16 protein-coding genes are annotated in these 22,137 nt (G+C 34.3%); 14 read left to right on the top strand and 2 right to left on the bottom strand.

Annotation, left to right across the window (positions count from 1 at the left end; genetic code table 11):
- Positions 1 to 157 precede the first annotated feature (157 nt).
- From HMPREF3058_RS06345 to tuf, 8 genes are all read left to right on the top strand, one after another.
- The gene (locus tag HMPREF3058_RS06345; RefSeq protein ID WP_002496963.1) at positions 158 to 766 is read left to right on the top strand and encodes a class I SAM-dependent methyltransferase; all 609 of its coding nucleotides are present in this window, start codon (positions 158 to 160) and stop codon (positions 764 to 766) included.
- A gap of 215 nt (positions 767 to 981) precedes the next feature.
- On the top strand, positions 982 to 4,533 hold the full coding sequence (gene rpoB / locus HMPREF3058_RS06350) for a DNA-directed RNA polymerase subunit beta (protein ID WP_001833083.1): 3,552 nt from the start codon (positions 982 to 984) through the stop codon (positions 4,531 to 4,533).
- A gap of 158 nt (positions 4,534 to 4,691) precedes the next feature.
- Positions 4,692 to 8,288: a DNA-directed RNA polymerase subunit beta' gene (rpoC, locus tag HMPREF3058_RS06355; protein WP_162152231.1), complete on the top strand. Its 3,597-nt coding sequence runs from the start codon at positions 4,692 to 4,694 to the stop codon at positions 8,286 to 8,288.
- A gap of 327 nt (positions 8,289 to 8,615) precedes the next feature.
- Complete coding sequence (locus HMPREF3058_RS06360; RefSeq protein WP_002475490.1) at positions 8,616 to 8,876, top strand: ribosomal L7Ae/L30e/S12e/Gadd45 family protein; 261 nt, start codon at positions 8,616 to 8,618, stop codon at positions 8,874 to 8,876.
- 91 nt (positions 8,877 to 8,967) lie between these two features.
- On the top strand, positions 8,968 to 9,381 hold the full coding sequence (rpsL, locus tag HMPREF3058_RS06365; protein ID WP_001833079.1) for a 30S ribosomal protein S12: 414 nt from the start codon (positions 8,968 to 8,970) through the stop codon (positions 9,379 to 9,381).
- 70 nt (positions 9,382 to 9,451) lie between these two features.
- Positions 9,452 to 9,922: a 30S ribosomal protein S7 gene (rpsG, locus tag HMPREF3058_RS06370; protein WP_001137495.1), complete on the top strand. Its 471-nt coding sequence runs from the start codon at positions 9,452 to 9,454 to the stop codon at positions 9,920 to 9,922.
- A 119-nt stretch (positions 9,923 to 10,041) separates the two neighbouring features.
- A complete protein-coding gene (gene fusA / locus HMPREF3058_RS06375) occupies positions 10,042 to 12,123 on the top strand; it encodes an elongation factor G (protein WP_001832287.1) in 2,082 nt (693 codons plus the stop codon).
- Between the two features lie 218 nt (positions 12,124 to 12,341).
- Positions 12,342 to 13,526, top strand: a complete 1,185-nt coding sequence (gene tuf / locus HMPREF3058_RS06380) for an elongation factor Tu (protein ID WP_001832289.1) — start codon at positions 12,342 to 12,344, stop codon at positions 13,524 to 13,526.
- Between the two features lie 124 nt (positions 13,527 to 13,650).
- Here tuf and HMPREF3058_RS06385 read toward each other — a convergent pair whose 3' ends face one another.
- Positions 13,651 to 14,820 carry a M20 family metallopeptidase gene (locus HMPREF3058_RS06385; RefSeq protein ID WP_002494717.1) on the bottom strand — a complete coding sequence of 390 codons (1,170 nt, stop codon included), beginning with the start codon at positions 14,818 to 14,820 and terminating at the stop codon, positions 13,651 to 13,653.
- A gap of 531 nt (positions 14,821 to 15,351) precedes the next feature.
- Here HMPREF3058_RS06385 and HMPREF3058_RS06390 point away from each other — a divergent pair.
- Both HMPREF3058_RS06390 and HMPREF3058_RS06395 read left to right on the top strand, forming a co-directional pair.
- Positions 15,352 to 15,861: a GNAT family N-acetyltransferase gene (locus tag HMPREF3058_RS06390; RefSeq protein WP_002499556.1), complete on the top strand. Its 510-nt coding sequence runs from the start codon at positions 15,352 to 15,354 to the stop codon at positions 15,859 to 15,861.
- Between the two features lie 254 nt (positions 15,862 to 16,115).
- Positions 16,116 to 17,066: an ornithine cyclodeaminase family protein gene (locus HMPREF3058_RS06395; RefSeq protein ID WP_002491426.1), complete on the top strand. Its 951-nt coding sequence runs from the start codon at positions 16,116 to 16,118 to the stop codon at positions 17,064 to 17,066.
- Between the two features lie 87 nt (positions 17,067 to 17,153).
- Here HMPREF3058_RS06395 and HMPREF3058_RS06400 read toward each other — a convergent pair whose 3' ends face one another.
- Entirely contained in the window at positions 17,154 to 17,363 is a 210-nt protein-coding gene (locus HMPREF3058_RS06400) for a hypothetical protein (protein WP_002499557.1), read from the bottom strand.
- 260 nt (positions 17,364 to 17,623) lie between these two features.
- On the opposite strand from HMPREF3058_RS06400, the gene HMPREF3058_RS06405 reads away from it, so the two are divergent.
- From HMPREF3058_RS06405 to HMPREF3058_RS06420, 4 genes are all read left to right on the top strand, one after another.
- The gene (locus HMPREF3058_RS06405; RefSeq protein ID WP_002491479.1) at positions 17,624 to 18,580 is read left to right on the top strand and encodes an NAD-dependent epimerase/dehydratase family protein; all 957 of its coding nucleotides are present in this window, start codon (positions 17,624 to 17,626) and stop codon (positions 18,578 to 18,580) included.
- A 458-nt stretch (positions 18,581 to 19,038) separates the two neighbouring features.
- Entirely contained in the window at positions 19,039 to 20,115 is a 1,077-nt protein-coding gene (locus HMPREF3058_RS06410) for a branched-chain amino acid aminotransferase (RefSeq protein WP_002458636.1), read from the top strand.
- Positions 20,116 to 20,384: 269 nt separating this feature from the next.
- Positions 20,385 to 21,101, top strand: a complete 717-nt coding sequence (locus HMPREF3058_RS06415) for an IspD/TarI family cytidylyltransferase (RefSeq protein ID WP_002491432.1) — start codon at positions 20,385 to 20,387, stop codon at positions 21,099 to 21,101.
- Complete coding sequence (locus HMPREF3058_RS06420) at positions 21,094 to 22,125, top strand: alcohol dehydrogenase catalytic domain-containing protein (protein ID WP_002445745.1); 1,032 nt, start codon at positions 21,094 to 21,096, stop codon at positions 22,123 to 22,125. The genes HMPREF3058_RS06415 and HMPREF3058_RS06420 overlap by 8 nt, the downstream gene beginning before the upstream one ends.
- Positions 22,126 to 22,137: the final 12 nt, after the last annotated feature.

Below are 22,137 nucleotides of genomic sequence, written 5' to 3' on the forward strand. Positions count from 1 at the left end.
TGTATGTTTAACCTATTTAATATAGATTTCAATGCAAATGCAACCTGAATTCTTTGAGAAGTTAAAACCCCGTTATTCTAATAACGGGGTTTTTCAATTAATTAATACAAGCATACTAAATGCTTTTGGATTGAATGATAAAAATAGAGGTGAAGAAATGAGTCATTATTACGATGAGCAACCTGATGTTAAAAGTAACCCAAAAAGAATTAGTTATCAAATAAAAAATGTGCAACTAGAACTTACTACTGACGCTGGAGTGTTTTCAAAAGATAGTGTGGATTTTGGATCAGACTTACTAATTAAAACATTTTTAAAAGAACATCCTCCAGGTCCAAGTAAAACCATTGCGGATGTAGGATGTGGATATGGTCCTATCGGTTTAGCAATAGGAAAAGCATCTCCACACCATCAGATTACAATGTTGGATATTAACAATAGAGCCTTGGCGTTGGCAGAAATGAATAAGACGAAAAATCAAGTGGATAATGTAACGATTATGGAAAGTAATTGTTTATCTGCTGTCAATCATCAGTGCTTTGATTACATTTTAACTAATCCCCCTATTAGAGCTGGTAAGGACATTGTTCATCGAATCTTTGAACAAGCGTTTGACAGACTCAAGACTACAGGTGAACTTTATGTCGTCATTCAAAAAAAGCAAGGTATGCCTTCAGCTAAAAAGAAAATAGAAGAACTATTTGGCAATGTAGAAATTATAGCTAAGAGTAAAGGATATTATATTTTGAAAAGTATAAAAGGTTGATTTCGAAATGGTATTCTGATATAGTTATAAAATGTAAAAATTTATGTTCAATAAGTGTGTACTTTTACGTAAAATGGATAAATTAATTAAGTGTAAATAGAAATCGAAAATGGTGTCATCATATGTGTTGCCGTTTTCTTTTTGTCTTTTATATTATTTATTATATTCAATTGAAAAGTAAGGGTGAACACACAATTTTTGAGGGGTGAATCTGTTTGGCAGGTCAAGTTGTCCAATATGGAAGACATCGTAAACGTAGAAATTACGCGAGAATTTCAGAAGTATTAGAATTACCAAACTTAATAGAAATTCAAACAAAATCTTATGATTGGTTCCTTAAAGAAGGTTTATTAGAAATGTTCAGAGATATTTCTCCAATTGAAGATTTCACTGGCAACCTATCTTTAGAATTTGTAGATTACAGATTAGGTGAACCTAAATATGATTTAGAAGAATCAAAAAACCGTGACGCTACTTATGCTGCACCTCTTCGTGTGAAAGTGCGTCTTATTATTAAAGAAACTGGTGAAGTTAAAGAACAAGAAGTCTTCATGGGTGATTTTCCACTGATGACAGATACAGGTACGTTCGTAATTAATGGTGCTGAACGTGTTATCGTATCTCAATTAGTTCGCTCACCATCCGTGTATTTTAATGAGAAAATCGATAAAAATGGACGTGAAAACTATGATGCAACAATCATTCCTAACCGTGGTGCTTGGTTAGAGTATGAGACGGATGCTAAAGATGTTGTATATGTTCGTATCGATAGAACACGTAAATTACCATTGACTGTATTACTACGTGCGCTAGGTTTCTCAACTGATCAAGAAATTGTTGACTTATTAGGAGACAGCGAGTATTTACGTAATACATTAGAAAAAGATGGGACAGAAAATACAGAACAAGCTTTATTAGAGATTTATGAACGTTTACGTCCTGGCGAACCACCAACAGTAGAAAATGCTAAAAGTTTATTATATTCTCGTTTCTTCGACCCTAAACGCTATGATTTGGCTAGTGTAGGTCGTTATAAAGCGAACAAAAAATTACACCTAAAACATCGTTTGTTCAATCAAAAATTAGCAGAGCCAATTGTTAACAGTGAAACTGGTGAAATTGTCGTTGACGAAGGAACAGTTTTAGATCGTCGTAAACTTGACGAAATCATGGACGTATTAGAAACAAACGCTAATAGCGAAGTATTTGAACTTGAAGGTAGCGTAATTGACGAACCTGTAGAAATCCAATCTATTAAAGTATATGTGCCTAACGATGAAGAAGGTCGTACGACTACTGTCATTGGTAATGCACTACCTGATTCTGAAGTTAAATGTATTACTCCAGCAGATATTGTTGCCTCAATGAGTTATTTCTTCAACTTATTGAATGGCATTGGTTATACAGATGATATTGATCATTTAGGTAATCGTCGTTTACGTTCTGTCGGTGAGCTATTACAAAATCAATTCCGTATCGGTTTATCAAGAATGGAACGTGTTGTTCGTGAAAGAATGTCAATACAAGATACAGATTCTATTACGCCACAACAACTGATTAATATCAGACCAGTTATTGCATCAATCAAAGAATTCTTTGGTAGTTCACAATTATCTCAATTCATGGACCAAGCTAACCCGTTAGCAGAGTTAACGCACAAACGTCGTTTATCTGCTTTAGGGCCTGGTGGATTAACACGTGAACGTGCTCAAATGGAAGTGCGTGACGTTCACTACTCTCACTATGGGCGTATGTGTCCAATTGAAACACCTGAGGGTCCTAATATTGGTTTAATAAACTCATTGTCAAGTTATGCTAGAGTGAATGAATTTGGTTTTATTGAAACGCCATATCGTAAAGTGGATTTAGATACAAACTCAATCACCGATCAAATAGATTATTTGACAGCTGATGAAGAGGATAGCTATGTTGTTGCACAGGCTAATTCTAGACTTGATGAAAATGGACGTTTCTTAGATGATGAAGTTGTTTGTCGTTTCCGTGGTAATAACACTGTTATGGCTAAAGAGAAAATGGATTACATGGACGTTTCACCAAAACAAGTTGTTTCAGCAGCAACAGCATGTATTCCATTCTTAGAAAATGACGACTCTAACCGTGCGTTAATGGGAGCAAACATGCAACGTCAAGCAGTGCCTTTAATGAATCCTGAAGCTCCATTTGTGGGTACAGGTATGGAACATGTAGCCGCAAGAGATTCTGGTGCTGCAATCACTGCTAAGCATAGAGGACGCGTTGAACATGTTGAATCTAATGAAATTTTAGTTCGTCGTTTAGTTGAAGAAAATGGAACTGAGCATGAAGGTGAATTAGATCGTTATCCTTTAGCGAAATTCAAGCGTTCAAACTCTGGTACTTGTTATAACCAACGTCCGATTGTATCAATTGGTGATGTTGTTGAATATAATGAGATTTTAGCGGACGGTCCTTCAATGGAATTAGGAGAAATGGCATTAGGACGAAATGTAGTTGTTGGTTTCATGACATGGGACGGTTACAACTATGAGGATGCTGTAATTATGAGTGAACGATTAGTTAAAGATGATGTATATACATCTATTCATATTGAAGAGTATGAGTCAGAAGCTCGTGATACGAAATTAGGACCTGAGGAAATCACACGTGATATTCCAAACGTATCTGAAAGTGCACTTAAGAACTTAGATGATCGTGGTATCGTTTACGTTGGTGCAGAGGTTAAAGACGGTGACATCTTAGTAGGTAAAGTAACGCCTAAAGGTGTAACAGAATTAACAGCTGAAGAGAGATTATTACACGCTATCTTTGGTGAAAAAGCACGTGAGGTTCGTGATACATCATTACGTGTACCTCATGGTGCTGGCGGTATCGTTTTAGATGTTAAAGTCTTTAATCGTGAAGAAGGAGACGATACTTTATCTCCTGGAGTTAACCAATTAGTACGTGTATATATTGTCCAAAAACGTAAAATACATGTTGGTGACAAAATGTGTGGTCGTCACGGTAACAAAGGTGTTATTTCTAAGATTGTTCCAGAAGAAGATATGCCATATTTACCAGATGGTCGACCAATCGACATTATGTTAAACCCATTAGGTGTACCATCACGTATGAACATTGGACAAGTATTAGAATTACATTTAGGTATGGCAGCTAAAAACTTAGGAATCCACGTTGCTTCTCCAGTGTTTGATGGTGCCAACGATGATGATGTTTGGTCAACTATCGAAGAAGCTGGAATGGCGCGTGATGGTAAAACTGTCCTATACGATGGACGAACTGGTGAACCTTTCGATAATCGTATTTCAGTTGGTGTCATGTATATGCTTAAACTTGCACACATGGTAGATGATAAGTTACATGCACGTTCTACTGGACCATACTCACTTGTTACACAACAACCATTAGGTGGTAAAGCACAATTTGGTGGTCAACGTTTCGGTGAGATGGAGGTATGGGCACTTGAAGCTTATGGTGCTGCTTATACTTTACAAGAAATCTTAACTTATAAATCTGATGATACTGTAGGTCGTGTTAAAACTTACGAGTCTATAGTTAAAGGTGAGAATATTTCTAGACCTAGTGTTCCAGAATCATTCCGAGTATTGATGAAAGAACTACAAAGTTTAGGTCTAGATGTTAAAGTGATGGATGAGCATGATAATGAAATCGAAATGGCCGATGTTGATGACGAAGATGCAGCAGAACGCAAAGTAGATTTACAACAAAAGAGTGCTCCAGAATCACAAAAAGAAACTACCGATTAATAAGCACTTAAGATAACTGAAACCTTAGAGGTATGAAATGTTAGTCATTTCAACCTCTTTAAGGTATTTAATTTCAATGAATGTAATCAATCAAATAGCACAGCTAATCTAAATTGAAGGAGGTAGGCTCCTTGATTGATGTAAATAATTTCCATTATATGAAAATAGGATTGGCTTCACCTGAAAAAATTCGCTCTTGGTCTTATGGTGAAGTTAAGAAACCTGAAACAATAAATTACCGTACACTTAAGCCTGAAAAAGATGGTCTATTCTGTGAAAGAATTTTCGGACCTACTAAAGATTGGGAATGTAGTTGTGGTAAGTACAAACGTGTACGCTACAAAGGTATGGTATGTGATAGATGTGGCGTTGAAGTAACGAAATCAAAAGTGCGTCGTGAAAGAATGGGTCATATTGAATTAGCAGCACCCGTATCTCACATTTGGTATTTCAAAGGAATTCCAAGTCGTATGGGGCTATTATTAGATATGTCTCCTAGAGCATTGGAAGAAGTAATATACTTCGCTTCATATGTTGTAGTTGATCCAGGACCAACTGGACTTGAAAAGAAAACATTATTATCTGAAGCTGAATTCAGAGAATATTATGACAAATACCCAAATCAATTTGTTGCCAAAATGGGTGCAGAAGGTATAAAAGACCTATTAGAAGAAATTGATTTAGATGAAGAATTAAAAGAGTTACGTGATGAGCTTGAATCTGCAACAGGTCAAAGATTAACTCGTGCGATTAAACGTTTAGAGGTAGTTGAGTCATTTAGAAATTCTGGGAATAATCCTTCTTGGATGATTTTAGATGTATTACCTATTATACCACCTGAAATTCGTCCGATGGTTCAATTAGATGGTGGACGTTTCGCTACAAGTGATTTAAATGACTTGTATCGTCGAGTTATCAATCGTAACAACCGTTTGAAACGTTTATTAGACCTTGGAGCACCAGGCATCATTGTTCAAAATGAAAAACGTATGTTACAAGAAGCAGTCGATGCTTTAATTGACAATGGTCGTCGTGGTCGCCCTGTAACGGGACCAGGTAACCGTCCATTGAAATCTCTTTCACATATGCTTAAAGGTAAGCAAGGACGTTTCCGTCAAAACTTACTAGGTAAACGTGTTGACTATTCAGGACGTTCAGTTATCGCAGTTGGACCAAGCTTGAAAATGTATCAATGTGGTTTACCAAAAGAAATGGCGCTTGAATTATTTAAACCATTCGTTATGAAAGAGTTAGTTCAGCGTGAAATTGCAACAAACATTAAAAATGCTAAAAGTAAAATTGAACGTATGGACGATGAAGTTTGGGATGTGCTTGAAGATGTTATAACTGAGCACCCAGTACTATTAAACCGTGCTCCAACACTACACAGACTAGGTATTCAGGCATTTGAACCTACTCTAGTAGAAGGTCGTGCAATTCGCCTTCACCCTCTTGTTACAACTGCTTATAATGCAGACTTTGATGGTGACCAAATGGCTGTTCACGTTCCATTATCAAAAGAAGCTCAAGCTGAAGCACGTATGCTTATGCTTGCAGCACAAAACATCCTAAACCCTAAAGATGGTAAGCCAGTTGTAACACCATCACAAGATATGGTTTTAGGTAACTATTACCTAACATTAGAGCGAAAAGATGCCGTGAATACTGGTGCAATCTTTAGCGATACTAATGAGGTTTTAAAAGCTTATGCAAATGGTTATGTACATCTACACACTCGTATTGGTGTTCATGCTAATTCATTTAATAATCCAACGTTTACTGATGAGCAAAATAGCAAAATTTTAGCTACTTCAGTAGGTAAAATTATTTTCAATGAAATTATTCCTGATTCATTTGCATACATTAATGAACCAAGTCAAGCTAACCTAGAAAGAACGACACCTGATAAATACTTTGTTGATCCTACACAATTAGGTGAAGGTGGACTAAAAGAATACTTTGATAATACAGAACTTATTGAACCTTTCAACAAAAAGTTCTTAGGAAATATCATCGCAGAAGTATTCAATAGATTTAGCATTACTGATACTTCAATGATGCTTGATAGAATGAAAGATTTAGGATTCAAATTCTCATCTAAAGCTGGTATTACTGTTGGTGTTTCTGACATTGTTGTACTTCCAGATAAACAAGACATTTTAGATGAACATGAAAAATTAGTTGAACGTGTGACTAAACAGTATAATCGTGGTTTAATCACTGAAGACGAGCGTTACAATGCTGTTGTAGAAATTTGGACTGACGCAAAAGACCAAATTCAAGGCGAATTAATGCAGTCTCTTGAAAAAACTAACCCAATATTTATGATGAGTGATTCTGGTGCCCGTGGTAATGCATCAAACTTCACTCAATTAGCTGGTATGCGTGGATTAATGGCAGCACCATCTGGTAAGATTATTGAATTACCAATCACATCTTCATTCCGTGAAGGTTTAACGGTATTAGAATACTTTATTTCTACACACGGTGCGCGTAAAGGTCTTGCCGATACAGCACTTAAAACAGCTGATTCTGGTTACCTTACTCGTCGTCTTGTTGATGTAGCACAAGATGTTATCGTTCGTGAAGAAGATTGTGGTACAGACCGTGGTTTATTAGTTTCTGATATAAAAGAAGGAACTGAAATGATTGAACCATTTATCGAACGTATCGAAGGTCGTTATTCTAAAGAAACAATTCGACATCCTGAAACAGACGAAGTAATTATTCGCCCAGACGAATTAATTACACCAGATATTGCAAAACAAATCACTGATGCAGGTATTGAGCAAATGTATATACGCTCAGCATTTACATGTAACACACGTCATGGTGTATGTGAAAAATGTTATGGTAAAAACCTTGCTACTGGTGAAAAAGTTGAAGTGGGTGAAGCAGTTGGTACAATTGCCGCTCAATCTATCGGTGAACCAGGTACCCAACTTACAATGCGTACATTCCACACTGGTGGTGTAGCAGGAAGTGACATCACTCAAGGTCTTCCTCGTATCCAAGAAATCTTTGAGGCACGTAATCCAAAAGGTCAAGCTGTGATTACTGAAATCGAAGGTGTAGTTGATGATATTAAGTTAGCAAAAGATCGCCAACAAGAAATAATTGTTAAAGGTGCTAATGAAACTAGATCTTATCTAGCATCAGGTACTTCAAGACTTAAAGTTGAAATAGGTCAATCTGTTGAACGTGGTGAAGTTCTAACAGAAGGTTCAATTGAACCTAAAAACTATTTATCTGTAGCAGGCTTAAATGCAACTGAAAGTTACTTATTAAAAGAAGTACAAAAAGTTTACCGTATGCAAGGTGTTGAAATTGACGACAAACACGTTGAAGTTATGGTAAGACAAATGTTACGTAAAGTTCGCATCATTGAAGCTGGTGACACTAAATTATTACCAGGTTCACTAGTTGATATTCATAACTTTACTGACGCTAACAGAGATGCATTCAAACATCGTAAACGTCCAGCTACAGCTAAACCAGTATTACTTGGTATTACTAAAGCTTCTCTGGAAACTGAAAGCTTCTTATCAGCAGCTTCATTCCAAGAAACAACACGTGTGCTTACTGATGCAGCTATTAAAGGTAAACGTGATGATTTACTTGGTCTTAAAGAGAATGTTATTATTGGTAAGTTAATTCCTGCTGGTACTGGTATGAGACGTTATAGTGATATTCAATACGATAAAGCTACTGCACCAGTAACAGAAACAAGTGAAGAAGTTGAAACGATAGATTAATGAGTCTAATTAGACTTTGATTTATGACATTATCACAAATCATGCATTAGGCCGAAAATTATGAACCATAAAATTCTAGTACAGAGATTTTCAGACGAAAATATTTGTGCTAGAGATATCATTCAAGAGTGGGACGATGCGTTTAGCTTAATTTATGTCCCACTCTCTTCTTTTTGCTATAAATTATAGATGTTGTAATAATTACTATGAAATTTTGAAGTGCTTTGTATTTTATTTATAAATGCAAATATAAGTTGTTGACTATTAGTAACAAATAATGTTAATATATTAAAGGTTGATGCAAGCAGAACTTTGGAGGATATGTAGATGTCTAATGAAAAAGTTGCACGCTTTAACAAACAACAATATGTAGTTGGTCTTAAAGAAACGCTTAAAGCGTTAAAGAAAGATCAAGTTACATCATTGATTATTGCTCAAGACGTTGAAGTTCATTTACTAACTCGCGTGTTAAGCTATATCAATCATAAAAACATACCAGTCTCATTTTTTTCTAGCCAACATGCGTTAGGAAAATATGTAGGTATTAATGTTAATGCGACAATAGTTGCATTAATAAGTGAGAATTAGTAAGTGTTTTACTTACTAAATTTTATTTAACCTTAAAATGAACCACCTGGATGTGTGGGATTAAAAAAACGAAGAGAGGAGGACATATTCAATGCCAACTATTAACCAATTAGTACGTAAACCAAGAAAAAGCAAAACGAAACAATCAGATTCACCAGCTTTAAACAGAGGTTTCAATAGTAAAAAGAAACAATTTACTAACTTAAACTCACCTCAAAAACGTGGTGTATGTACTCGTGTAGGTACAATGACACCTAAAAAACCTAACTCTGCGTTACGTAAATATGCACGTGTGCGTTTATCAAATAACATTGAAGTTAACGCATACATTCCTGGTATCGGACACAACTTACAAGAACACAGTGTTGTACTTGTTCGTGGTGGACGAGTGAAAGACTTACCTGGTGTGCGTTACCATATCGTACGTGGTGCACTTGATACTTCAGGTGTTGATGGACGTAGACAAGGACGTTCATTATACGGAACTAAAAAACCAAAAAATTAAGTTTAAGATTACGTAAATTTTAAATATATCTTTTAATAATATACTATAATAGGAAGGGAGGATTTAGATTATGCCTCGTAAAGGATCAGTACCTAAAAGAGATGTATTACCAGATCCAATTCATAACTCTAAGTTAGTTACTAAATTAATTAACAAAATTATGTTAGACGGTAAACGTGGAACAGCTCAAAGAATTCTTTATTCTGCATTTGATCTTGTTGAACAACGTAGTGGTCGTGATGCATTAGAAGTGTTCGAAGAAGCAATTAATAATATTATGCCAGTATTAGAAGTTAAAGCTCGTCGTGTAGGTGGTTCTAACTACCAAGTACCAGTTGAGGTGCGCCCAGAACGTCGTACTACTCTTGGATTACGTTGGTTAGTAAACTATGCGCGTCTTCGTGGTGAAAAAACTATGGAAGATCGTTTAGCTAACGAAATCTTAGATGCTGCAAATAATACAGGTGGTGCAGTCAAAAAACGTGAAGACACTCACAAAATGGCTGAAGCGAACAAAGCATTTGCTCACTACCGCTGGTAAGATTAAAGCTATTACCCTGAGTGTGTTCCGTTATGTGGTTTACCAATAAATGGCTCATGCTTAGGGCATCGCCATATCTATAGTACTTATTCAGTAAATACTGGAAGGAGAAAAAATACATGGCAAGAGACTTTTCTTTGAAAAATACTCGTAATATCGGTATCATGGCTCACATTGATGCTGGTAAGACAACTACGACTGAACGTATTCTTTACTACACAGGTCGTATCCATAAAATTGGTGAAACACATGAAGGTGCTTCACAAATGGACTGGATGGAACAAGAGCAAGACCGTGGTATTACTATCACATCTGCGGCTACAACTGCACAATGGCAAGGTCACCGTGTAAACATCATCGATACTCCTGGACACGTAGACTTCACAGTTGAAGTTGAACGTTCATTACGTGTACTTGATGGTGCCGTTACTGTACTTGATGCACAATCAGGGGTAGAACCTCAAACTGAAACAGTTTGGCGTCAAGCAACAACTTATGGTGTACCTCGTATTGTTTTTGTAAACAAAATGGACAAATTAGGTGCGAACTTTGAATATTCAGTAAGCACTTTACATGATCGTTTACAAGCAAATGCAGCACCTATCCAATTACCTATTGGTGCAGAAGATGAATTTGAAGCAATCATTGACTTAGTAGAAATGAAATGCTTTAAATATACAAACGACCTAGGTACAGAAATCGATGAAATCGAAATCCCAGAAGATCATAAAGAGAGAGCTGAAGAAGCTCGTGCTCAATTAATTGAAGCTGTTGCTGAAAACAACGACGATTTAATGGAGAAATATCTTGGGGATGAAGAGATTTCAGTTGATGAATTAAAAGATGCTATCCGCCAAGCTACTACTGACGTAGAATTCTACCCAGTACTTTGTGGTACAGCGTTCAAAAACAAAGGTGTTCAATTAATGCTTAACGCAGTAATTGATTATTTACCTTCACCATTAGATGTTAAACCAATTATTGGTCATCGTGCGAACAACCCTGATGAAGAAGTTGTTGCTAAACCAGATGATTCAGCAGAATTTGCTGCTTTAGCATTTAAAGTTATGACTGACCCTTATGTTGGTAAATTAACATTCTTCCGTGTATACTCTGGAACATTGTCTTCAGGGTCATATGTGAAGAACTCTTCTAAAGATAAACGTGAACGTGTTGGACGTTTATTACAAATGCATGCGAACTCACGTCAAGAAATTGACACTGTTTACTCAGGTGAAATTGCAGCTGCAGTTGGCCTTAAAGAAACAGGTACTGGTGATACTTTATGTGGAGAGAAAAATGACATTATCTTGGAATCAATGGAATTCCCAGAACCAGTTATCCACTTATCAGTTGAACCAAAATCTAAAGCTGACCAAGATAAAATGACTCAAGCTTTAGTTAAATTACAAGAAGAAGACCCAACATTCCATGCACACACAGATGAAGAAACTGGACAAGTTATCATCGGTGGTATGGGTGAATTACACTTAGATATTTTAGTTGACCGTATGAAGAAAGAATTCAACGTTGAATGTAACGTAGGTGCTCCAATGGTTTCTTATCGTGAAACATTTAAACAACCTGCACAAGTTCAAGGTAAATTCTCACGTCAATCTGGTGGTCGTGGTCAATATGGTGATGTTCACATTGAATTCACTCCTAACGAAACAGGTGGCGGTTTCGAATTCGAAAACGCTATTGTTGGTGGTGTAGTTCCTCGTGAATACATTCCATCAGTTGAACAAGGTCTTAAAGATGCTATGGAAAATGGTGTCTTAGCTGGTTATCCATTAATTGATGTTAAAGCTAAATTATTTGATGGTTCTTATCATGATGTCGATTCATCTGAAATGGCCTTCAAAATTGCTGCTTCATTAGCGCTTAAAGAAGCTGCTAAAAAATGTGATCCAGTTATCTTAGAACCAATGATGAAAGTTACTATCGAAATGCCTGAAGAGTATATGGGTGATATCATGGGTGACGTAACTGCTCGTCGTGGACGTGTAGACGGTATGGAACCACGTGGTAATGCTCAAGTTGTTAACGCATATGTACCACTTTCAGAAATGTTTGGTTATGCAACTTCATTACGTTCTAACACGCAAGGTCGCGGTACTTACACAATGTACTTTGACCACTATGCAGAAGTTCCTAAATCAATTGCTGAAGAAATCATCAAGAAAAATAAAGGTGAATAATATAACTTGTTAAGACTAGCTAAGCTAGGTTAAAATACAGGTTGAGCTTATTTATAAGCTGACATTTTTATGATTTGATTTTTAGGGGTAAATGCATTATAAAAAAATTATAAATTCTTTTATGCTATACTCAATCAATTTTCTTCTCATGATGGTGAGAAACTATCATGAGAGATAAATTTGAAATAACTTTTATTAAGAATAGGAGAGATTTAATAATGGCAAAAGAAAAATTTGATCGCTCAAAAGAACATGCCAATATTGGTACTATCGGTCACGTTGACCATGGTAAAACAACTTTAACAGCTGCTATCGCAACTGTATTAGCTAAAAATGGTGACACTGTTGCACAATCATACGATATGATTGACAACGCTCCAGAAGAAAAAGAACGTGGTATTACAATCAATACTGCACATATCGAATACCAAACTGACAAACGTCACTATGCTCACGTTGACTGCCCAGGACACGCTGACTATGTTAAAAACATGATCACTGGTGCAGCTCAAATGGACGGCGGTATCTTAGTTGTATCTGCTGCTGACGGTCCAATGCCACAAACTCGTGAACACATCTTATTATCACGTAACGTTGGTGTACCAGCATTAGTTGTATTCTTAAACAAAGTTGACATGGTAGACGACGAAGAATTATTAGAATTAGTTGAAATGGAAGTTCGTGACTTATTAAGCGAATATGACTTCCCAGGTGACGATGTACCTGTAATCGCTGGTTCTGCATTAAAAGCATTAGAAGGCGATGCTGAATACGAACAAAAAATCTTAGACTTAATGCAAGCAGTTGATGATTACATTCCAACTCCAGAACGTGATTCTGACAAACCATTCATGATGCCAGTTGAGGACGTATTCTCAATCACTGGTCGTGGTACTGTTGCTACAGGCCGTGTTGAACGTGGTCAAATCAAAGTTGGTGAAGAAGTTGAAATCATCGGTATGCATGAAACTTCTAAAACAACTGTTACTGGTGTAGAAATGTTCCGTAAGTTATTAGACTACGCTGAAGCTGGTGACAACATCGGTGCTTTATTACGTGGTGTTGCACGTGAAGACGTACAACGTGGTCAAGTATTAGCTGCTCCTGGTTCTATTACACCACACACAAAATTCAAAGCTGAAGTATACGTATTATCTAAAGATGAAGGTGGACGTCACACTCCATTCTTCACTAACTATCGCCCACAATTCTATTTCCGTACTACTGACGTAACTGGTGTTGTAAACTTACCAGAAGGTACAGAAATGGTTATGCCTGGCGACAACGTTGAAATGACAGTTGAATTAATCGCTCCAATCGCTATCGAAGACGGAACTCGTTTCTCAATTCGTGAAGGTGGACGTACTGTTGGATCAGGCGTTGTAACTGAAATTTTTGAATAATATATTATTCATCAAAAAAGACTCCCATTAGGGAGTCTTTTTTGTTATATATCTGAATATAATTCATTCATTGTTCATTATGCTATTTTATTTAAATGATTTAATATACTTAGTTATCCTCTTATTAAAAAACATTTTCAATTTCTAATATTTTTAAAAATTCACTGGCTGCATATTTTAATGAAGATTCATCAATGTCAAAATGAGGATTATGATGGGGTGCAGTAATGCCTTTGTCTTTATTACCACAACCAGTTAAGAAGAATGCACCAGGTCGTACTTTAAGATAATGTGAAAAATCCTCACCAATCATCATTAAGTCTGACTCATTAAATCTTAAATGTAAATCATTAGCAGCTTGTTTGACTACATCATATGATTGTTGATGATTGTGTACAGGTAAATAACCTTTAATGTATTCCAATTCATAAGTAATATCGTTTGATAAAGATAAACCTTGTAAGAGCTTATCCATTTTATTTTGAACATGACTTTGTAATTTTGTGTCAAAAGTACGTACAGTCCCTTTACAAAAAGCTGTATCTGGAATAACACTATCTGTTGATCCTGCTTGAATCATTCCGAAAGTAAGAACAGCTTCCTTTACTGGATCAATTGTTCGAGAAATAATTTTTTGGGCACTTAAAATAAACTCAGCCATAATGACAATAGGGTCGATTGTTTCGTGTGGTTTCGCACCATGACCACCCTTTCCATATATAGTTACACTAAATTCATCTGGTGAAGCCATTATTGCTCCAGGCCTAGAATAGATTGTCCCAGACGGATAACCACTCCATAAGTGTGTGCCATAAATTTTATCGACGTTCTGTAGACAGCCATCATCAATCATTTCTTGAGAACCACCTGGCATAATTTCCTCACCATACTGGAATATAAAAACAACATTACCTTTCAATAAATGACGATGTTCGTGAACAATTTCAGCTACTCCAAGTAAAATAGCTGTATGGCCATCATGTCCACAAGCATGCATGCACCCTTTATTTTTTGAACGATAGGGTACATCATTTAATTCTTGAACAGGTAATGCATCGAAATCTGCTCGCAATGCAATCGTTGGGCCATTTGAATCAGATCCTTTAAAAGTTGCTTTTATTCCATTACGTCCAACTGGTGTTTCTATTGTGCATGCTAATTGGCTCAATTGATTTACAATAAAATCATGCGTGCGTTTTTCCTCAAAAGAAAGTTCTGGGTATTGATGCAAATATCGTCGTAATTGCACCATTCTCTTTTCTTTATTACTTGCTAATTGAAACCAATCAAACACATGTATCACTTCTTCCATCTTAATTATTGATATTAGTATATCATTATTATTTTAGCTTAAATAGACTTTGTTTTGTTAATACGATATCTAACATTTTTTCACACTATCTCATAACATTTGGAAACATTAAAATGATTAAATATAAAGGGATAGCCCTCATAAAAATACAACATAAATCATAAAACCACACTTAAATTAATAAGAATAAATCATCCATAAAGTTTTTGTTATCAACTGTTACAATAAAAGATAATGTTTATGTAAAAGTATTCAAAAATATGTAGAATACTAAAATACTAGGAAGTGATGTGAATTAGTCATATTTCTAAGAATTTAATTGGTATGAGACATTTTAATATAATATGAACATCTTGCTAAAGGAATATTAGAATTAGTAATTATAGCTTATTAGGAGTGGGAAAAATTAAAAAGTAAGAAAATTATGATGAGACAGTTTGTTATAATTTTTGATGTTCATACTTAGTCACATTAAAATAGAGTTATCAATAATATAAGATATGGGGTATTTAAGTGGAAGAAATCAGACCAATAACCTATCAAGATAAAGAGGCATACTATTATTATATTCAAGAGTGGTATGAAAATGAGGAAAAAGTGATACCAGGGAATACAGACATTGCCAATTATAATTCATTTAACAATATGGTTGATCGGCTTAATTCTAGTGAAGTTGATGAGGGCTTTGTACCGACTACAACACTATTTTATTTTAAAGATTCAATTATTATAGGTGCTGTTGATATCAGACATCAATTAAATGATAAACTATCAAATATTGGTGGTCATGTGGGATACGGTGTAGCTAAATCTTATAGAGGGAAAGGTTACGCTACTATCCTTCTAGAAAAGGCTTTAGATGAACTTAAGAGATTAAATGTAGAGGTCGTACTTATGACATGTAATCCACTTAATTTTGCTTCTCAAACAGTGATGAAGAAATGTGGTGGATATCAAATTGAATCCTATATTAAAAAAAATGGTAAACCTGTTCATCGATATCATATACCTAATACAAAATAATCATGATTATTAAGAAGATATTGTGATAAAGCTAAATATATGATTTTTATTTTTAAAATGATTAGAAAAATAGAGCTTTTTAAAGTCAATATTATTTGAGATGGGAGCTTAGACTTTTAAGTTTATTTATAGCAAAAGAATTTTAATAGAGAATTATGATTTAACAACATCTTGTTATATTACACTTTGTGAAAAAGTTAATCATCTAAATAATCCTATTATAATATATTAAACGCGTAGGAGGATTCATAATAATGAAATATATAGATGAGCAAACACAAGCTCAATTATTAAACATGAATGAAGTCATTTTAGAAGTAGAAAAAGCTTTGCAAGCTTTTTCAGAGAATAAGACGATAACACCATTAAGATATGTTTTGCCATTTAATGAGCAAAATCGTTATTTAGTGATGCCAGCATTATCCGATGAATTAAATATCGTTGGACTTAAAACAGTCTCATTTGCACCTGAAAATTCAAAAAAAGAGAAAGCGACTATTACTGGATCGGTTATTTTAAGTGACTATGAAACAGGAGAAACATTGTCTATATTAGATGGTGGTTTTCTTACTAAAGTAAGAACAGGTGCAATTTCAGGTGTAGCTACTAAATATCTAGCAAAAGAAAACGCTAAAACACTTAGTGTAATAGGGGCAGGTGTACAAGCTGAAGGTCTGATTGAAGCGATACTTGCTGTTAGGGATATTGAAAACATTCACATCGCTAGTAGAACGTTTGAAAAAGCAGAAAATTTTGCTCAAAATATACGAAATCGATTTAATATTAAAGTGAGTGTATTTAAATCGGCAGATGAAGCGATAGACAGTGCAGATATTGTAGTTACAGCAACAAATGCAAGTCAGCCCGTTTATACCCATTCTTTACATCCAGGCGTGCATTTAAATGCAGTCGGATCCTTTAAACCAGATATGCAAGAAATACCTTCAGAAACAATGCTTGTTGCTAATAAAATTGTTGTTGAATCTATGGAAGCAGCTTTAGAAGAAACAGGTGATTTAAAAATTCCTCAATCAGAAGGAATATTAACTAAAAATATGCTACATAGTGAATTAGGCGACATTATTTCTGGTAAAAAAGTGGGTCGCGAAACTGAAGAAGAAGTGACAGTCTTTAAATCGGTCGGTCTAGCAATTGTGGATATCATTGTGGCACAATATTTTTATAAAAAATTAATACAATCTTAGGTTAAATCAATGTTAGTGAAAATAGAGCAGGTAGAGTCGTAACTGCTCTATTTATTTTTTATCTGACGATAGAGAAATTACTTTTATCTAGGATTGATGTTTATAATTAGTTATACATTTGAACAATGCAACTACAAATAACATGATAAAAATAATTAAACTGATACTTGATAATAGCAAAGGTGCAACTTGATGTTTATAAATAAGTACATTGATATCTACAATTATAAAAATAACGAAAATATTCATAGATATAATTAAATTTGATTGATGACGTATGTATGAGCTTCTTTTCATCTACAATACAAATCCTCTCTATCATTCAATTCTTTTAGTATGTATTTTATCGTATGTTACTAACAAAGTTCAAATCCACCTTTTTAGTCGTCAGTCACTGTACCCTCAGACAAACGTCAGACTAACGCACGCGTGACTTTGCAAATAAAGGGCATATTTTATAAAGAAATTACCGTCATATTATTATATTTTATTTAAGTAAATGGATTGTTCATTCTACAAAGGCTGTGTTTTATATTTTAATATAAGGAGATTAGTTTATGAAAAAAATAATAATCACTGGAGCACTCGGTCAAATTGGTACTGAATTAGTTATTAAGTGTAGAGAAAGATATGGAACTGAAAATGTATTAGCTACTGATATAAGAAAGCCAGAACCACACTCTCCAGTTAAAGACGGTCCTTTTGAAATCTTAGATGTTACAGATAGAAATCGTTTATTTGAAACAGTGAGATATTTCAATGCCGATACACTTATGCATATGGCTGCACTGCTTTCTGCTACAGCGGAAAAGAAACCACTAGTTGCCTGGGATTTGAATATGGGGGGACTTATAAATACACTTGAAGCAGCAAGAAGGTATCAATTAAAATTTTTTACGCCAAGTTCAATAGGAGCTTTTGGTATTTCGACACCTAAAGTAAATACACCTCAATTAACAATACAACAACCAACGACTATGTATGGTATAAACAAAGTAACTGGAGAATTATTATGTCAGTATTATTATGTCAAATTTGGAGTGGATACACGTAGCGTTAGATTTCCTGGGTTAATTTCACATGTTAAAGAACCTGGCGGTGGCACAACGGATTATGCAGTTGATATGTATTTTGAGGCAGTTAAAAAAGGACATTATACAAGCTATATTAATCGTTACACTTATATGGATATGATGTACATGGAAGACGCTATTGATGCGATTATCAAATTAATGGAAGAAGACAGTGTTAAATTAAAAACAAGAAATGGCTATAACTTAAGTGCAATGAGTATTGAACCTGAAATGTTAAAACAAGCTATACAAGTATACTATCCAGATTTTACCTTAGACTATGACATTGATTTAGAGCGTCAAGATATTGCATTAAGTTGGCCAGATAGTATAGATACGAGCTGTGCTGAGGATGAGTGGGGATTTGATCCTAAATATGATTTACCAACTATGACTAAAGTGATGTTAGAGGCAATTGAGAAAAAACAAAAAGAATACTGAGCCCATACGTACTTTTTAAAATATGTAGCTATCTTTTAAAACTTTAATAAAAGATACTACTTCAAAAAAATGAATGACAAGTGAAGTTCGAATCAGTTTGTCGAGTAACTACATTGCACAAATTGTCCGATTTATATATCCCCTCATACAGATATTTTTTTAGATTCAAATGGTCAAAGTGAATGATAGGATGTAGGGTAAAGAAAACTCTATCTTAGTTCCAAGTTTACTTTTAAAGAAGCTAATTTTCGATTAGAACACAAATTTAATTACGGAAAAATTAAGTGTTGATAATAACATAACTTGTAACTTAATAAAGGTAGTGTTTTACTTATACTGTATACATAATAAAGTGAATATCTATTTTGAATATTTAGAAAATTCATTGAATAGTAGAATCACGATTGATATAATTTAGTGTATCTATTTAATTGGAATTATATTAGGAGGCAACAGTCATGTCAGAAAAAATAAAATTCGAAAAAAGAGAGTCTTTAAAAGAAAAGCCTGATACAGCAAACTTGGGATTTGGACAATATTTCACAGACTATATGCTAAGTGTTGATTATGACGCTGATCAAGGATGGCATGATATGAAGATTGTGCCGTACGCACCATTTGAAATTTCACCAGCAGCGCAAGGGTTACATTATGGGCAAGCAGTTTTTGAAGGCCTTAAAGCTTATAAACATAATGGCGAAGTTGTATTATTCCGTCCAGACCAAAATTTCAAACGTATTAATAATTCTTTAGCACGTTTAGAAATGCCAGAAGTTGATGAAGCAGCATTATTAGAAGGATTGAAGCAGCTTATCGATGTTGAACGAGATTGGGTACCTGAAGGCGAAGGTCAGTCGTTATATATTCGTCCTTTTGTATTTGCTACTGAAGGTATTTTGGGTGTACGTTCTTCACATCAATATAAATTACTAATTATTTTATCTCCGTCAGGGGCTTATTATGGTGGTGACACATTAAAGTCAACTAAAATTTATGTCGAAGATGAATATGTACGTGCAGTACGCGGAGGTGTAGGTTTCGCTAAAGTTGCAGGTAACTATGCGGCCAGCTTACTCGCACAAACAAACGCTAATAAATTAGGTTATGACCAAGTATTATGGCTTGATGGTGTTGAACAAAAATATGTTGAAGAAGTTGGTAGTATGAATATTTTCTTCGTAGAAAATGGCAAAGTAGTTACGCCAGCATTAAACGGTAGTATCTTGCCTGGTATTACTAGAAAGTCAATTATTCAATTAGCTGAAGATTTAGGTTATGAAGTTGAAGAGAGAAGAGTTTCTATAGAAGAGCTGTTTAACGCATATGATAAAGGTGAACTTACAGAAGTATTTGGTTCAGGTACAGCAGCTGTTATCTCTCCTGTAGGTACACTTCGCTATGAAGATAGAGAAATTGTTATTAATAACAATGAACCTGGTAAAATCACTCAAAAATTATATGACACATATACTGGTATTCAAAGTGGCAAATTGGAAGATAAATACGGATGGAGAGTAGAAGTTCCTAAGTATTAACAATAGAGTTTTCAATTATTTATTAAATAGCATCTATAGTATATTTATTATTTGGCAGATTGATTTTTTAAATTTCGATCTGCTTTTTAAAATCCGTTTATATAAAAATATTTTTTAATTAATTAATCACTTCATATTTTTGTTGTGTGTGGTAAAATACAATTGATATAAAATGAATATAAATCAATTAAATTTAGACAGAGAAACTTTTTAACGTATGTTTTTTCTGTCTTTTTTTATTTACACAACTAAGAATAAGGAGAGATAAAATGATTTATGCGGGTATATTAGCAGGTGGTATTGGTTCTAGAATGGGAAATGTTCCATTACCCAAACAATTTTTATTATTACAAGGAAAACCTATTATTATTCATACAGTAGAAAAATTTTTAATGTATAAGGACTTTGATGAAATCATTATTGCCACGCCTCAAAAGTGGATCAATTATATGCTCGATTTGCTAAACAATTATCGATTAGACGATAAGAAAATAAAAGTAATACAAGGCGGCGACGACAGAAATCACACTATAATGAATATTATAGAAAGCATTGAGCAACATAAAAAATTAAATGATGAAGATATAATCGTTACCCATGATGCAGTTAGACCATTTCTAACAAATCGAATTATTAGAGAGAATGTGGAATATGCTAGTCAATATGGCGCTGTAGATACGGTTGTTAATGCTGTTGATACTATCATTTCTTCAAATGATGCACAATTTATTTCTGAGATTCCAATTAGAAGTGAGATGTATCAAGGACAGACGCCTCAAACTTTTAAAATAAAAGAGTTAAAGGATAGCTATTTATCGTTAACTGAATCTCAAAAGGAAATATTAACTGACGCGTGTAAAATACTCGTAGAATTGGGTAAGCCAGTAAAATTAGTCAAAGGAGAGTTATTTAACATAAAAATTACAACACCATATGATTTAAAAGTTGCGAATTCAATTATTACTGGAGCTGTTGATAATGATTAATCAAGTATATCAATTAGTAAGTCCAAGACAATTTGAAGCAACATTTAAAACTATTGATTTACATAATCATAATAGCAAAGTTATTGTTCGACCCTTATATTTGTCAATTTGTGCAGCCGATTTGAGATATTATTGTGGAAATAGAGATAGCAAAATTTTATCTAAGAAATTACCTATGTCATTGATTCATGAAAGTGTAGGTGAAATTGTATACGACTCTGAACATCGACTAAAAAATGGAACTAAAGTTGTTATGATTCCCAATACACCGTCTAAATCGCATAATATCATTGCAGAAAATTATTTAACTTCTAGTCATTTTAAGTCAAGTGGTTATGATGGTTTTATGCAAGATTATATAGTCATGAAACCTGATAGAGTAGTCACTTTACCACAAGAAATTGATTTGAGTGTAGCGTCGTATACTGAATTAGTTACAGTTAGTGTTCATGCAATAGATCGTTTTAAAGCAAAAGCAATACCACAATTTGAATCATTGGGGATATGGGGGGACGGTAATTTAGGATATATCACTGCAGTTTTACTAAAAAAACTATATCCTACTACTAAAATTATAGTTTTTGGAAAAACATTATATAAATTAAGCCGTTTTTCATTTGTAGATGAAATCATTCAAATTGACAATATTCCTCAACATATCAAAATTGATCATGCATTTGAATGTGTGGGTGGTAAAGGAAGTCAGCAGGCTATTGAACAAATTATCAATATTATTAATCCTGAAGGGAGTATCGCTTTATTAGGAGTGAGCGAATTGTCTATACAAGTGAATACAAGAATGGTTTTAGAAAAAGGTTTAACTATAATTGGTAGTAGCAGAAGTGGTTTAAAGGATTTTGAAAAAACTATTGAATTGTATCGTAAATATCCTGAAGTTCTTAATCAATTAGCATTACTTAAAGGTAAAGAATTTGAAATAAATACCATAGAAGACCTCATTACAGCGTTCGAATATGATATTTCTAACGCATGGGGAAAAACAGTTTTAAAATGGAATATTTAAAGAAAAGGAAAC

It is taken from the genome of Staphylococcus sp. HMSC068G11, from assembly GCF_001815825.1.
Lineage (GTDB): Bacteria > Bacillota > Bacilli > Staphylococcales > Staphylococcaceae > Staphylococcus > Staphylococcus epidermidis.